The 14716-nt window shown below is 57.2% G+C and carries 13 protein-coding genes; 6 read left to right on the top strand and 7 right to left on the bottom strand.

Annotated elements, in window-relative coordinates; genetic code table 11:
- Positions 1-1867, bottom strand: a 1867-nt coding sequence (locus H6F58_RS03635; RefSeq protein WP_206693406.1) for a choice-of-anchor G family protein, incomplete at its 3' end; no start/stop codon positions are given.
- A 493-nt stretch (positions 1868-2360) separates the two neighbouring features.
- Here H6F58_RS03635 and H6F58_RS03630 point away from each other — a divergent pair.
- The gene (locus H6F58_RS03630) at positions 2361-3026 is read left to right on the top strand and encodes a response regulator transcription factor (protein ID WP_060702488.1); all 666 of its coding nucleotides are present in this window, start codon (positions 2361-2363) and stop codon (positions 3024-3026) included.
- Here H6F58_RS03630 and H6F58_RS18390 read toward each other — a convergent pair.
- From H6F58_RS18390 to H6F58_RS03615, 3 genes are all read right to left on the bottom strand, one after another.
- Positions 3023-3745, bottom strand: a complete 723-nt coding sequence (locus tag H6F58_RS18390) for an SH3 domain-containing protein (RefSeq protein ID WP_146276100.1) — start codon at positions 3743-3745, stop codon at positions 3023-3025. The genes H6F58_RS03630 and H6F58_RS18390 overlap by 4 nt on opposite strands.
- An 89-nt stretch (positions 3746-3834) precedes the next feature.
- Positions 3835-4335 (bottom strand): ferritin, encoded by a 501-nt coding sequence (locus H6F58_RS03620; RefSeq protein ID WP_060702490.1) that lies wholly within the window; start codon positions 4333-4335, stop codon positions 3835-3837.
- 144 nt (positions 4336-4479) lie between these two features.
- Positions 4480-6897 (bottom strand): Tex family protein, encoded by a 2418-nt coding sequence (locus H6F58_RS03615; RefSeq protein WP_195181097.1) that lies wholly within the window; start codon positions 6895-6897, stop codon positions 4480-4482.
- Between the two features lie 93 nt (positions 6898-6990).
- On the opposite strand from H6F58_RS03615, the gene H6F58_RS03610 reads away from it, so the two are divergent.
- Together H6F58_RS03610 and H6F58_RS03605 are read left to right on the top strand one after the other, a co-directional pair.
- Entirely contained in the window at positions 6991-7347 is a 357-nt protein-coding gene (locus H6F58_RS03610; RefSeq protein ID WP_060702492.1) for a hypothetical protein, read from the top strand.
- A gap of 40 nt (positions 7348-7387) precedes the next feature.
- Complete coding sequence (locus tag H6F58_RS03605; RefSeq protein WP_171919640.1) at positions 7388-7789, top strand: RNA-binding S4 domain-containing protein; 402 nt, start codon at positions 7388-7390, stop codon at positions 7787-7789.
- Positions 7790-7808: 19 nt separating this feature from the next.
- Here H6F58_RS03605 and H6F58_RS03600 read toward each other — a convergent pair whose 3' ends face one another.
- Positions 7809-9758 (bottom strand): prolyl oligopeptidase family serine peptidase, encoded by a 1950-nt coding sequence (locus H6F58_RS03600; RefSeq protein ID WP_195181096.1) that lies wholly within the window; start codon positions 9756-9758, stop codon positions 7809-7811.
- A gap of 75 nt (positions 9759-9833) precedes the next feature.
- On the opposite strand from H6F58_RS03600, the gene H6F58_RS03595 reads away from it, so the two are divergent.
- Positions 9834-10373: a DUF1697 domain-containing protein gene (locus H6F58_RS03595; RefSeq protein ID WP_195181095.1), complete on the top strand. Its 540-nt coding sequence runs from the start codon at positions 9834-9836 to the stop codon at positions 10371-10373.
- Positions 10374-10436: 63 nt separating this feature from the next.
- A complete protein-coding gene (locus H6F58_RS03590) occupies positions 10437-11093 on the top strand; it encodes a TRIC cation channel family protein (protein WP_060702496.1) in 657 nt (218 codons plus the stop codon).
- A 26-nt stretch (positions 11094-11119) separates the two neighbouring features.
- Here H6F58_RS03590 and H6F58_RS03585 read toward each other — a convergent pair whose 3' ends face one another.
- Entirely contained in the window at positions 11120-12376 is a 1257-nt protein-coding gene (locus H6F58_RS03585; protein ID WP_195181094.1) for an MFS transporter, read from the bottom strand.
- 14 nt (positions 12377-12390) lie between these two features.
- On the bottom strand, positions 12391-12948 hold the full coding sequence (locus H6F58_RS03580; RefSeq protein WP_195181093.1) for a TetR/AcrR family transcriptional regulator: 558 nt from the start codon (positions 12946-12948) through the stop codon (positions 12391-12393).
- Between the two features lie 130 nt (positions 12949-13078).
- Here H6F58_RS03580 and H6F58_RS03575 point away from each other — a divergent pair, with 130 nt between their 5' ends.
- Positions 13079-14596 (top strand): MFS transporter, encoded by a 1518-nt coding sequence (locus tag H6F58_RS03575; protein WP_146276114.1) that lies wholly within the window; start codon positions 13079-13081, stop codon positions 14594-14596.
- The last annotated feature ends 120 nt before the right edge of the window (positions 14597-14716 follow it).

Genomic DNA, 14716 nt, shown 5'->3' with positions numbered 1-14716 from the left:
CAGTGTTCACATCGGTGTTCACGTCGGTGTTCTCCGCAGTGTTCACATCGGTGTTGTCCGCGGTGTTCACATCGGTGTTCGAAACAACGACCGTGAATGAAACTTCGTCTGTAGACTCTTCGTCGTCGTCGCCATCGGTGGCAACGGCAGTATGAGGACCTTCGGTCAGGCCCTCAAACGTAGCCGTCCACTTGCCGTCGTCGCCAACAATGACTTCCTGAGCCGCTGCATCGTCGCCGTCGAGAGTCACAGTAATGGTCTTACCTGGCTCTGCCGTACCGGAGACATCGACAGGATCACCCTCGGTAAATTCCTGTCCATCAGTTGGTGTTTCAATGACCACTGGGGCTTCAGTTGGCGCTTCGTCCGCTGCGCGGACTTCCGAACGGGCGAAAGATACCTTGTTCGCAGCTTCGCCCATTGCTGGCAATAGCTCTACTGACAAAGCAGTGACAAAGTCACCCTCCTCAGTGGAGTCAGGATCGCTATTTGGATCGTCAATTACCGTGGTTCCCTGCTCGTTGACGGTAATCTCAACAATTTCGTTAAGCACACCTTCGATAACGGGTTCCAGAGGATCAGTAACGCCATCAACTACTCCGGTAATAACTCCTGGCAATCCGTCGATAACTGGGTTAACAACGGTACCCAATGCGTCGCCAACTACGCTTACAACACCTGCAGTCAGTGGGGTGATCAGCGAGCCTAGATTCAAGCCGGCCAGTGTCAAGTCAACGTTGGTAGTTGGTTCTTCTGGTACCAACCCCAGGAAGCTGGCAACGCTGCCTTCCACCGTTGCCGTACCGTCGGCGAGTGGAACGAGCAAGCTAGCTTCCAGACCGAGGTTGACCACAATGTCAATCTGATCAAGTGAAGCAACAAGGCTATCGCGAAGGTCAGTGACCAAATTGGACAGTGCGAGAGTAATCTCGTCTGCGATTTCTTGAACAGCGGTCGCGCTTAGCACTTCATAGTTGGCCGGCTTGCCGTTGAGCCCACCGGTGGTGATCTTGGACAGATCGACGCTGATGTCACCCGTACCGAGGTCGATGCTCACCAAGCCGGTATCCGAGGTAATAACACCCGTAAGGATGTCATCCTTGACTTGCTGCAGTGCAGCGTCGACGCCATTGAGCGCAACCGTGGAATCAGTGACACCAATGCGGGCCAGCGGGCGCAAATCAATATCGATCGCGTCAAGACCCGAAGTGATGGTGCCGAGCACACCATCGGAAGACAGAGCCGTGTTGAGCGTAGTGCCCAGACCATCAACGACAGTTCCCAACGAGCTGGTCAGACCGCCAACAGCGGGGCTGCTAACGGTTGCAGTGGCACCAGCAACCAAGTAGTCAGTCGACAGGGTTCCGTCAGTCTTGTCGGCCTTGGACCCGAGGGCGCCGATTTCCAATGATGCTTCATCTACAAGCTGGTCAGTTAGCCCGCTGACTTGCAGCTGATCCAAAAGCCTAGTCAAATCAACATTTGCAGTCATCGCGCCAGAATTTGCCGAATCGACGGCAATCGTTCCGTCCGAGCTAACTGCACCAGCTGCTGATTTTGCGCTCGTGGAGCTAGGCGCCTCAGCATACGAGCTGAGCAATCCGGCTTCGCCCAGAGTCAGAAGTCCTGACCCGTCGGAATTTATTAGTGGAAGTGCACTTAGTCCTGAACCCAGGTTCAGGTTCAAAGCTCCCAGCGCCTCAACGTTCAGAGGGTTATGCTTTGCATCTGGCGAGCTCGGGTTTCCCGCGTATGCGAACCCCGCATCGGCAACAGGAATGTCTAGAAGATTTAGATCGAGGACTCGTCCAAGAGCCTCAGAGCCATCGGCTGGTGCCGCGTACGCGGCTGTTACGGTCGGCGCCACGAATAGGCTGGCCACTACCGCCCCAGAAAGTACGCGCCTCGCCGTACGGCGACCGGTTCCCTTCGATGGTGGCAAATTAATCGCTTGCACCAATGTCCTCCAAAAGTTGGTTGTGATCTTGAACCCTTGTTAAAGTCCCTATTTGACTCTACGGAAGCACTGCTTGCACTCACAGGATTCTTTCAGCTATTTCTTGGCATACTCAGGTCAATTTTTTTGACCAAACGGCCATTTTCGTTAGCTTTCAGGTCATACCGGTCAGTAATTTATTATCTACTTTTTGTAAGAATCCAAGTTGATATGGGACTTGACCTAAGGATTTACTAGAGGTTCCACTTAAAACAGTTCCGATTGTTGTCAGATTGTTACTCATCAAGCAAAACAACTTGTCTAACTGGTTATAAACTGGGCGTACCTGCAGACGACTAGCTAAGCAGGGGTACGGTTGGGGTTTCCGACCAGGTTTGTAGCTTTTTAGGACGAGGTTTCTTGAATGTCGCGTATTCGCGTTCATCTAGCCGATAGCGATTATTTTTCGCGTGCAGGCATCTCCACGGTTCTCTCCAACACTGAGGACTTCGATCTAGAAAACATCACGGACTCAATGGCAGATGCCATCGCTGGAGCCCTTGAACAGAAGCCAGACATTATCTTGATTGAGTCGACGCTGGACGGCCAGAACCTATACAGCGCCATTCGCGAGATCTCTGAAGCAACACCGCAAACAAAAGTAGTCGTGATGGCTTCGCGCTACAAGCGCAGTGAACTCGCGCAGGCTTACGATGCCGGTAGCGCTGCGCTCATTTCCAAGAGCTCAATCAGCTCAGAATTGCCTTGCGCACTGCGAATGCTTGTCGCGGGATACCAGCTCTTCGCGGCGCCAACTGACGGTTGGGAGCCCGCTTCACGCGTCGTTCGCCGCTCAATTCATCAAGAAGCGTTCCGCGAATTAGGAGACCGGGATCGCGGATTAGTTCGCCACGTTGCGGCGGGCCTGACCAATGCTCAGATTTCGCGTCTTGCGCATATCTCCGAGGGATCGGTCAAGCTTCACCTTGCCCGTGTCATGGACGAGCTCAGCGTTTCAAATCGCGTTCAGTTGGCAGTCATTGCGGCCGAAGCAGGCCTGGTTACCTCGGCTGATCTCAAAATCGCTTAATAAACCGTCCGCAATTGGCTGGCGGGGATCCACATTTCCTCGCCATCGCGATCAATACGGCGCCAAGCACCCTGACGCGCCACGATAACGACTGCAGTGTCCGCAGGAAGAATGCGTACGAGCGAGTAATGGTCGCCCGGTCCGCGACGGGCATTAAGACGAATTGTGGTTAGCGCCCGCTGATTGGGTACTGCGATCAAGCCGCCCTTGGCGGGTCTCGAAGGGATCTCTTGCAGATACATGCTGGGAACCCAGCCTAATAGCTTGCCTGCCTGGACCTGAGACCATAGGCCTTGCTGAAGCATGGAACGAACCTTGCTTCCCTGGTCAATGACCTTGAGAACCGGATAACCGGTCCCGCTGCCCTTGCGCAAGTTCAGAGTGGCCGTAGTGACATGAGTGGCCTCAATCAGCGAATAACGCGAGAGCACAGGTTCTGCATACTCGTCGTCTTCGTCGGCAATGGCCGGTTCATCAAAAACCTCAGGAATTGGCTCCAGGTAGATCTCCGGCAGCCAACCGTAGGTTGCGTGAACAAAGACATGAGCCCATGAGCCTTTGACTTCGATGAGGGCAAGTTCGGTGCCGTGGGCAAGGTTGCTCTGGACAACATAGTGCCGACCTGCGCCTTTGCGCAGTTTGAGCGAGGCAGTCGTCCGATGCGTAAGTGCTACTGACGACGTCAAAGCCGATTTTTGTGGTAAGCCCACTTGGTTCACGACCACCTCAAATGAAAACTTAGGGAAGCAACCACCGGTTGCTTCCCTAAGTTTATTCCATTTTTAGAAGATGCGTGCTTCTTAGTCCGCTAGTCGCCTGAAGAACGCGAACCGAGCTCTGCATCCAAACGCAGGAGGCCACTTCCATCGTTGCCGATTAGCTTCACGCGATCCAGAATTTCAGAGACGGTTGCTTCTTCCTCAATCTGCTCGTCGATAAACCAGTGCAGCAATGGCAAAGAGTCGATGTCACCTTCGGTCTGAGCCAGTCGGTACAGTTCGCGAATGGCTTCGGAGACTTTCTGCTCATGAGCCAGCGAAGCGGCAAAAGCGTCAGCGACGTTCTTGACATTCACTTCTGGCGCTGGCTGCTCGCCAATCTTCGGGTGAGCTGAACGGTCGGTCATGTGCGTGATGAACTTTTCCGCGTGGACGATTTCCTCGCCAGCTTGCGCACGGAACCATCCAGCAATGCCGGGAAGGCTCATGACGTCCATTTCAACTGCCAGCTGACGGTACACCGTCGCTGCGGTTAGTTCGAGAGTTACCTGGGTGCTGAAGGCTTCTGCCAGTTTTCCTGTAAGGTCCATGTCTTTAGACTAGGTCTCTTTTGCCAACTTGTCACCGAAGTTTGGACACACTTAGTCCAACTTGAATTAGGGAATCGCCCCACGTTGACAGCAGGTTAACCTAGCCGATGCTAAAAAAGGTTAGGTAAACCGAAGCCACCTTAATTACCGGTTCAGCCCAGCACGACGCAGCGCTTCTGCCACAGCAGTATTACCCGATGCCGAAGATTTAGGTTCTTGATTCCCCTGCCTGCGGTTTTGGCCGCTGCGATTCTGCCCATTGCGAGCGCCGGAAGCGCCTGCGCCTGCGTGCCGACGCTCTCGCGGAGCAGCACCCTTGGCCGCTTCACCGGCCACCGGCAATTCATCATCCAGACGCAAGGTTAGTGAAATGCGCTTCCGTGACGTATCGACTTCCAGAACCTTTACCTTGACGATCTGCCCGGAACTGACCACTTCGCGTGGATCAGAAATGAATTTGGTGCTCATCGCCGAGACGTGAATGAGTCCGTCCTGATGAACACCTAAATCAACAAAGGCGCCAAAGGCAGCGACGTTGGATACGGTGCCTTCCAGGATCATTCCCGGCTTGACGTCGCTGATGGTTTCAACGCCTTCCTTCAGCGAGGCCGTGACAAACTCGCCACGAGGATCTCGAGCTGGACGACGCAATTCAGAAATCACATCTCGAATGGTGGGCTCCCCGAATTGCTCGGTCACAAAGTCCTGGGGCTTCAGCTCTTCCAGCCTGCGGCCCTGCTCCTGGGCGGTTTTCTGCAGCGTCTTGGCCAATGCATAGGCTTCCGGGTGCACCGAAGATGCATCCAGCATTTCCTTGCCTCCGGTGATCCGCAAGAAGCCGGCGCACTGCTCAAATGCCTTCGCGCCCAAACGTGGCACCTTGAGCAGGTCCTTGCGCGTGGCAAAGGGACCATTGGCATTTCGGTGATCAACAATATTCCGGCTCAACAGCGGTCCGACTCCGGCAACCCGCGACAGCAATGCCGGCGATGCTGTATTCACGTCAACGCCCACCGCGTTCACACAGTCCTCAACCACAGCATCCAACGCACGATCCAGCTTCGATGCCGTGACGTCATGCTGGTACTGGCCGACGCCAATGGACTTCGGATCAATCTTGACCAGCTCCGCCAGCGGATCTTGGAGGCGGCGTGCAATCGACACCGCTCCGCGCAGGGAAACATCCATTCCGGGCAGCTCCTGGCTGGCCAGCTCGGAGGCGGAGTAGACAGATGCTCCAGCCTCGGAAACGATCACCTTGCTGATCCCGGAGCCGCCAAGCACCTTGATGACTTCAGCTGCCAATCGATCGGTTTCACGCCCTGCTGTTCCGTTGCCTACCGCGATCAGGGTTGTGCCATGCTTCTTCGCCAGCCGGGCCAAGGTGGCCACCGACTCATCCCACTTCTTGGCAGGAGCATGCGGGTAGATCGTGGCTGTCTCAACAGACTTTCCAGTGAGGTCGACTACCGCAACCTTCACACCGGTACGCAGGCCCGGATCCAATCCCAGAACGGCCTTGTTTCCCGCGGGTGCTGCCAACAGGACGTCGCGAAGATTCGCGGCAAAGATCTTAACCGACTCGTCTTCCGCTGCTTCAAACAGCCGCGAACGCAAGTCTGACTCGAAGCGCGTGAGCAAACGGGCCTTCCAAGCCAAGCGAACAGTTTGGGAAATCCAGGACGCCGTCGCCGCACCCGCTGGTACGTTCAGGCCCAATGATGCGATTATGGCATTTTCGAAACCCTGGCGTGCCTGGGCCAGAGCATCCTCGTCACGCGGATCTGCTTCAGCCAGCTGGAGGTTCAGGACTCCCTCGCGTTCACCGCGCAAGAGCGCCAAGACCCGGTGCGAAGGCAGTCGGTCCAGGTTCGCAACATAGTCCAAGTAATCGGAGTATTTCCCCTGGCCTTCTGCGGTGGCAGTACTGGAAACACTGGCACTGATCTTGCCCTTGTTCCAAAGGCGTTCACGAAGTTCGCTTGCGAGCACCACATCTTGGGAGACTCGTTCGGTCACGATGGAACGTGCACCGGAAAGAACATCAGCTTCGGTAGCGAATCCTGCCTCTGCGTTGAGGTATCCGGCGGCAGCCTGCAGGGGTTCGGTGTCCGGGGTGGAAAGCAATAAGTCCGCCAACGGTTCCAAGCCTGCTTCGCGGGCAATCTGCGCCTTGGAGCGACGCTTGGACTTGAACGGCAGGTAAATGTCTTCAAGTTCAGCTTTAGTGGTGGCCGCGGCAATCGTGGCGGACAACTGCTCGGTCAGCTTGCCGGACTCATTGATCGCGTCGAGGATCGTGGCGCGGCGATCTTCCAATTCACGCAGGTAGCGCAGGCGTTCTTCGAGCAAACGCAATTGGCTGTCGCTGAGCATGCCAGTTGCTTCTTTGCGATAGCGGGCAATGAACGGAACCGTTGATCCCGAATCGAGTAGTTCTACGGCTGCCTTGATCTGCCAGACGGCGACCGTGGATTCAATGGATAGCTCCTGAGCCAGCTGGGCGACAATTCGCTCTTGGATGGCACGGTCATTGCTGGTGTTCTTCTGCTCGCTGTTCACCGATCCATTGTGCCTCACTGGCTGCAAAGTTCAGATGATCGACTCGGTTGGCATTCAGCAGAAATTCAACATTAATGGTTAGGATTTAGTTCCATGGGGAAAGTTAAAGTTCGTAAGGCAGCAACACTGTTTGCCATCACATCGGTGGTGGTTCTCAGCGCCGGATGCTCCGTTGTCCAGGACACTGCATCGAGCGCAGCCAATCAGCTCACGGATGCCGCTAGCAAGGAGATTGTTCGCCAGGCCTGCGCTCCAATACAGGATGGCACCATTGACTCCAGCGAGCTGCGTGTCTTGTCTTCCATCGTGAAATCAGTGGATGGCGGCGGACTGCCCGAAGAGATGGTCCAGGTACTTAACGACCTCGCTGATGCCGGCGACCAGGCTCCTGTCGCTTTGCAGGACCGGCTCAAGGAAGCTTGCGACAACGCTGCAGCTGAAAGCAACTGACTGCGCCCTGGCCACTATGCCGGTGTTCTAGACTTTTCTCATGGTTGAGATTCCCACCAGCGGCAAAGTCAGACTCGATGCCTGGTTGTGGTCCGTGCGAATTTACAAAACACGATCCGCAGCGACGGCTGCGTGCCGCGCAGGTCACGTGCGTTTAAACGGCGACCCGGTCAAGGCTTCCCAGACTGTCGTTGCAGGTGACCGCGTCCGTGTGCGCAAAGATGGATTTGACCGTGACCTTGAAATCACGGGCCTGCTTTCCAAGCGCGTTTCAGCTCCCGTGGCCACCAAGTGCTACTTGGACCATACGCCGCCCCGAGAACGTGTCGTCATACCGCAGGTTCCTGTGCGCGAACGCGGCGCAGGGCGCCCCACCAAGAAGGATCGCCGCGAAATGGATCGCTTGCGCACTTCCTGGCAGGAGCCCGACACCGAGCTGTAGTTCCCCACAGCGCCCGCGTCTAGGATAATTCGATGGCTGGAACGTCAGCCTCGAAATCAAAGATTTGCGAGTAGAACGCCAACGAGCTTTCCAGCGCCCGCACAATATTTTCAGACTTTCTGAAGCCATGCTGTTCGCCTTCAAAAAGGATGTACGCATGAGCTATGCCTCGTTCGGCGAGCGCGTCAGCGACCACTTGCGACTGAGCTGGCGGAACCACTTTGTCTTCATCACCCTGCAGGAGCAAAACCGGGCAGGAGATCTTTGAAACGTGGTTGATCGGTGCGCGCTTCTCGTAGAGATCCGCGGCCTGCGGATATGGGCCAACCAGTGAGAACATGTACTGGGATTCGAAGTCGTGGGTGTCTTGAACCAGACCTACCAAATCGGAGACGCCATACCGGCTGATGCCAGCGGTAAAAACATCCGAGAAGGTCAATGCGCACAGCACGGTCCATCCTCCGGCACTTCCGCCTTCGATGCCAATGCGTGCCGGGTCAGCAATCTTTTGTCCGACCAAGGCGTGGATTACGGCGACCGTATCGGAAACGTCAACAACACCCCAGGCTCCACGCAATCGGTTGCGGTATTCGCGGCCATATCCCGTCGAGCCACCGTAGTTCACGTCCACCACGCCAATGCCGCGCGAGGTGTAATAGGCCACCGCCGCGCTCAACGTCGCCGAGGCCTGGCTGGTTGGTCCGCCGTGGACAAAGGTGACGAAGGGTGGCAGTTCACCGTCCATCCCGGCCATGCCGTCTTGGGCCGGACGATAGAGCAATGCGTGCACCGACTGTCCGGCAAGGTTCTTGCATTGGAATTCTTCAACAGATGGCAGCATCCCTGCTTCTGGCAAGTTCTCCATGGACCGGGTCACCGCGTGGTGTTCCAAGGATTCGAGGTTGATCAGGGTGATCTCTTCGCCATGGGTCATCGATGAGGTTCCGGCCAACAGCCAGTCATCGTTGACGGCAAAAGGCCGGACACGGGTGAAGGGCAATTCAAGATCGTCTAATCCCCCGGTGTCCGAATGCACGCGGGCCAGGGATGTGGTTCCTGTTCCGTAGGAGCACAACAGGGTGTGTTGATTTTCGACCAGGTACCAGCTGGTCCCGACCTGCCATAAGGGTCCGGCGAATTCTGCCGGGCGGTCAACAAGGCGAGTGGTACGCGAAGAACCGTTCTGGTACACATAGGGGTTCCACCAGCCGCTGGCATCGGAGATGAATGCCAGCCGGTCATCGTCCAGCCATTCGGGCTGCATGACGGATTCTTCTGCTCCGCCGGCAATCACTTCGCTCTCCAGCACTCCGGTTTCGGAGAATCCAGCCAGGTGCAAATAGGTGGAATCCCAAGGCATGTTCGGATGCTCCCAGCTGATCCAGGACAGCTTCTGGCCATTGGGGCTGAGCCGCGGGGCAGCCACAAATCGCGCAGGTTCGCTCAGGATCCTGATATTGGAGAGCTCTTGAGCTGCACTGCCATCGAGCGGGATTTGCACGATATGGCGCACGGGCTCGCCGCGAAGGTCTTCCATGATGGCAAGGATGCTGCCCTCGGGGCCGCGGGTGAATTCTGCAAAGCGCAGTTGCGGGTCGCCCTCGACCGTGCTGGCCGGGGTCAACGGCGCCGGTTGATGCTCGCCAATGCCTACCGTGTACACGCGTTGGTCGGCAAAATTGGAGAAGATGATCTTGCCAGCTCCCGATTCGTCCAGCATCCAGCTGGAGCCGCCATATTCGTGAACCCGTGAGCGGACGTTATACGGTGCATTGACCAGTTCTTTGCCGTGTTGGCCATCGGTGCCGTATTCCACCAGCGTGATTCGGCCGCCTTCTGCGGGGCGCCCTTCCTGGACTATGACGCGGTCTTTGAAGAAGCAGGCGCCGCCTAATGGTTTAGTCCCCGCTGCAACGTCTTGAGCCGTGATTGATGAGGGCCAGGATCCGAAAGGCAAGTGCATAGGCATATTCTTGATCCTAGCGATCTTTGGGTTGCAGAACGACCCTCCGAAAGTATGATTCCGACGAGCTGGGATAAAACGATGAGCAAATATGCCGTGTTCCTCCGGGGCGTGAATGTTGGCGGCGTCAAGGTGCTGATGAAGGACCTCGCGCTCCTGCTTCAGGACGGTGGGTTCAGCGACGTCAAGACGCTGCTGGCGAGCGGCAACGTGGTGCTCGCCTCCGACATCCCGGATCCGTTGATAATCCAAGGCCGGTGCAATGATCTTTTGCGCACGTACTACCAACGAGAAATCCCAACCCTGGTTTTCACCCAAAAGGAGATCGAGGACTTGGCTGGGCCATTCGGGCTGCCGTTGCCCGAACCCGTGGAGCAGCATCATGGTTATCTCACCTTGTGCCATAGCGCGCAGGATGCCCAAGAGCTGGGGCAGGCCATCCAGGCCCTGGATGATCCGCGCGGCTTCTTGGTCACGGGTCGTGCAGTGCAGTGGATCGCGTCCAAGGGAACCAGTACTACCGATCCAGTGGCGAAGCTGGTTCAGGCCCAGGCCAAGCTACGGGTTCTGACTACCCGGAACCACAACACCCTGGCCAGGATCGCTAAGATTCTTTGCTGATCGGCACTTCGGGTAATAATTGGTCATTGACCACACGTCGCCGACCCCGCTTGAGGCACTGGAATGTACATCCTGATTGAACTCGTCGGTATTTTCTTCTTTGCCGTGGCAGGATCCTTGATGGCCGCCCGCAGGGGATTCGATATTCTGGGATCGGCCTTCCTCGGCGGAGTGTGCGGCTTGGGCGGAGGGCTGGTCCGCGACGTGATTCTCAATCAGTCGCCGGCAACCTTTGAACACCCGATCTATTTTGTACCTCCGGTCTTGGCCGCGCTGTGCGTCTATGCGTTCACGCCCGCCGTTCAGAAGCTGCACCGCCTGGTTCAGCTTTTTGACGCTGCCGGGCTGGGACTGTTTTGCGTGACCGGGACGTTGAAGGCCCTGGAGCATCAGTTCAATCCGGTGACGGCAGTGTTGCTGGGCGTGATCACCAGCGTTGGCGGTGGACTGCTGCGAGACGTCATTTCCAATGTGACTCCAGACCTCTTCAACCCGCGCGATATCTACGCGCTGGCTGCCATGGTGGGATCTGGGCTCACCGCCATCGCGTGGCATCTGGGATTCATGAGCGTTCCGGTGGGTGCAGCGATCGCGGCGTTGGCCTTCCTCATTCGTGTGGCGTCACTGCGTTTTGGCTGGTCGGTTCCGCTGGCTGCCGGCCACTGGCACCGTGCCCATCAGAATCCTCCGGCGCCGGATGGTCCCCAGCGGCACTTCTAGGGGCAGCTGCGGATGCTTCTGGCTTCTCAGTCGATGCGCTCGAGCTTTCCCAGATCTTCGGTGCTCGGGGAATCGTCCTCGATAGTGCGTGGCGGGTTGATGATCACCGCGCCGATGAGCATCACAACCACACAGCCAGCGAGCATTGAGAATGCGGCACCCCATGAATCCGTGGCCTTTTGCACCAGGCCAAAGAGCATCGGCACGATGGCCGCCCCGGCGTAGCCCAGGCCCTGGGCAAAGCCCGAGAGCACGCCCGAACCGTAGGTGGTGCGTGAACGCAGGTTCATCATCAGCAAGGCAATGGCAAACGTTCCCTGGCCCAGTCCGGCAGCGCAAACCCACAGCGCAGTGTTATGGGTTGGCGACAGGAAGATGCCCAGGTGTCCGATGATCCAGCAGGCAGTGAAAATCAGCACCGCGACAATCGGGTTTTTCAGCCGGGGAACCCACAGTGGAACCAGCAGGCTTACTGGCAGGCCGAGGATGGCAAACAGGGCAAGCATATTTCCTGCGGTCAATTCGTCGAGGCCACGATTTTGCAGGTATGGCGGCAGCCAGGTGAAGTACACGTAGGTTTGAGCCGAGTTGCCGGCAAGGTAGATGGCAAGGCCCCAGGCAACTTTGGACTTCCATGGATTGATTTTGGCAATGGGGTGCGCAGCCCCGCTCGCATTGACCGGGTGTTCCGGACGCTTGACGCCACGGTCAGCAAAGAGCTGCACCATCCACGGGATCAGCACGAGGCTGGAGAGCAGCGCCCAGGAACCGATGGAGATTTTCCAGTTGCTCAGGTTGGCCATCGGGACTGAGAATTGCGGCGCCATCCAGGTTCCGATGGCCAGCATCGTGACATAGCCGCTGGTGACCAGCCCGATTCGTTCAGGGAAATATTTCTTCACCAGCGGCGGCAGAACCACGTTGCCCATGCCATAGCCGGCAAGGGTGACAATCGACAGCGCCAGGAATGAGTACACCTCGGGCATGAAGACGCGGGCCAACTGGCCCACCACAGCCAGCGCAAGCGAAATGATCAGCGTTTTTTCCAAACCGAAGGATTTGATCAGCCTTGGGGTGAGCAAGCCGAAAATCGCAAAAGCGATCGGTGCCAGCATGGCCAGCAATCCCGTGGTGAATTCGGTGAAGGGAATGTCGGCTTCAATGCGGGCCAGCAGCGGTGACACCGAGACAACAGCGGCGCGCAGCGATAGGGCCAGCAGCAGGATGCCAAGTAGAGCTCCTATCCGTGAGCGGATGGAGGTAGCAACGCTGTCTTTCGCCATTGAAGTCTTTCTGCTCAGTGTTCGTTGAGATTTCCCAACTTTTTTAGTGTTGAGACCAACTGTAGTAACCGATCGAGCTCACCATCAAAATTACGCTGGTACCATGTGCCCGGAAGCGAGAGCTCGGCATAGAGCCCTTCACCGGTGAGCATGACCAAATGAGCCAGGTCCTTGCTGCCAACGTCATCGAGAATGCTCCGGTACCAGCGTTCGTTGGTGCTTTCAATTTTCTCGGTGGCATTCACGACTCCTGCCTGAGCCAATCGGTGCAGGGCGACCAGATGACGGTCTAGTTCCGTGTCCACTTCGGAGCTCGTGCGGATGAAGTAGGCGGCCCCGCCTTCCTCCGCGCTGCTCATGGCTTCCACGTCTCGAGCTATATGCACTTCAGCCTCTTCGATAACGGCTTCTGCCAGTGCATCTTTGGAAGCGAAGTGGTAGAGCAGGCCCCCTTTGGAAACTCCGGCACGAGCCGCAGTGGCATCCAGCGTCGCCGCGCGCTCCCCTTCTTCGCATAGCAGCGCAATATAGGCGTCCAGCACTTTGCCGCGGGCAGCTGGTGGGCGGGCCATGGTTCTCCGTTCTATTGGGTGGTGAGCGATTTAACCTTATCGCCAATTGTAACTGTACCGTCTGGACGGTATAGTTAACGGGAGTGGTCATCTCCACCGTCCAATCACGAAACCCCAAAGGGTGAAAGCCATGAGCTCAAACATCTCCGAACGCGCCACGGTTCTCAGCAAGCCGCGCCGCTGGGCGGCGTTAGCTGTTCTCATCTTCCCGGTCCTGCTCATTTCCGTGGACAACACCGTCCTGTCATTCGCAGTACCTGCCATTACCGCCGCGCTCTCCCCCAGCGGCAACCAGCTGCTGTGGATCATCGATATTTATCCTCTGGTCCTGGCAGGCCTCTTGGTTCCAATGGGTTCGTTTGGAGACCGCATCGGCCGGCGCCGGCTGCTATTGATTGGTGCCACAGGATTCGCTCTGGTCTCGGCCGTCGCGGCCTTTGCCACCAATGCCGAACAGCTGGTGGCAGCCCGTGCACTGCTTGGCATCTTTGGCGCCATGCTCATGCCGGCAACCCTGTCGCTGATCCGCACCATCTTCCCGGACGCCACCGAACGCCGTGCAGCCGTCGCGGTGTGGGCGGCGGCATTCTCCGGTGGCGCGGTCCTAGGCCCGATTGTCGGCGGCCTGCTGCTGGAGCACTTCTGGTGGGGATCAGTCTTCCTGATGGCCGTGCCAATGCTCTTGCCGTTGCTGATCGGTGGCCTGATTCTGGTGCCTGAATCCAAGGACCCGAATCCGGGACGCGTTGATCCGCTGTCAATTGTGCTGATCATTTTCGCGTTGTTGCCCTTCACCTACGCCATTAAGTCCTTCACCACCGCGCCATGGTTTGTCCTGGTTGCTGCGGTGGCCGTGGCTGTAATTTGCGGTGTGGCCTTTGTGCGCCGCCAGCTGAAGCAAGAATCCCCGATGCTCGACGTGCGCCTGTTCAAGAACGCCCCGTTTTCCGGAGCCTTGATGGTTAACCTCATCGGCGTGTTCTCGCTGGTCGGTTTCATCTACTTTGTCTCCCAGCACCTGCAGCTGATCGCCGGCCTGAGCCCGATTGAAGCCGGGCTGTGGATGACTCCGGGGCTGGTGCTCACCATGCTCTTCGGGCTGGTGGCCGTCGCCCTCTCCCGCCGCTTCGGATCGCCGAACATCATGGCCGTGGGCCTGCTTTTCTCGGCCATTGCCTATGTGCTGGTCATGGTGGCTGGCGAGGGGTCCAATGCTGTCCTGCTCATGGTGGCGTTCGCGCTGCTGGGAACCGGCATCGGCATGACCGAGACCCTGTCCAACGACATGACCTTGGCGGCTGTTCCCGCTCCCAAGGCCGGGGCCGCATCAGCAATTTCGGAGACGGCGTATGAGATTGGTTCGGTCTTGGGCGTGGCAGTGCTGGGCACCATCTTGAATTCCGTATATTCCTCGAAGCTGCTTGTGCCTGGTTCGCTGAGCCCGGAGCAAACCGAACTGGCCAGCGAAACACTGGGCGGGGCGCACCAGGTGGCGTCGTCCCTGAATGGCAGCGACGCGCAGGCGCTCATTGAGTCTGCCGCGCAGGCCTTCGACCACGGTGTATTACTCACCTCGAGTATCGCCAGCCTGTTGTCATTGGTGGCTGCAGTTCTCGTATTGCGCGTCATCAAACCGGCAATTCGGTGAACTCAACGAACCACTTAACCAAATTTTTGATTAATTGGTTCAAAGTTATTCAATTGTCGACGGCAAACACGTAGGCTAGGCAGAGTAGTTCCAAAGTAATTCGCGAAGTACCCGTTAGAA

It is taken from the genome of Glutamicibacter sp. FBE19 (genome assembly GCF_015524875.1).
In the GTDB taxonomy this organism is placed as follows: Bacteria; Actinomycetota; Actinomycetes; order Actinomycetales; family Micrococcaceae; genus Glutamicibacter; species Glutamicibacter halophytocola.
This window is presented reverse-complemented; position numbering and strand designations above follow the sequence as displayed.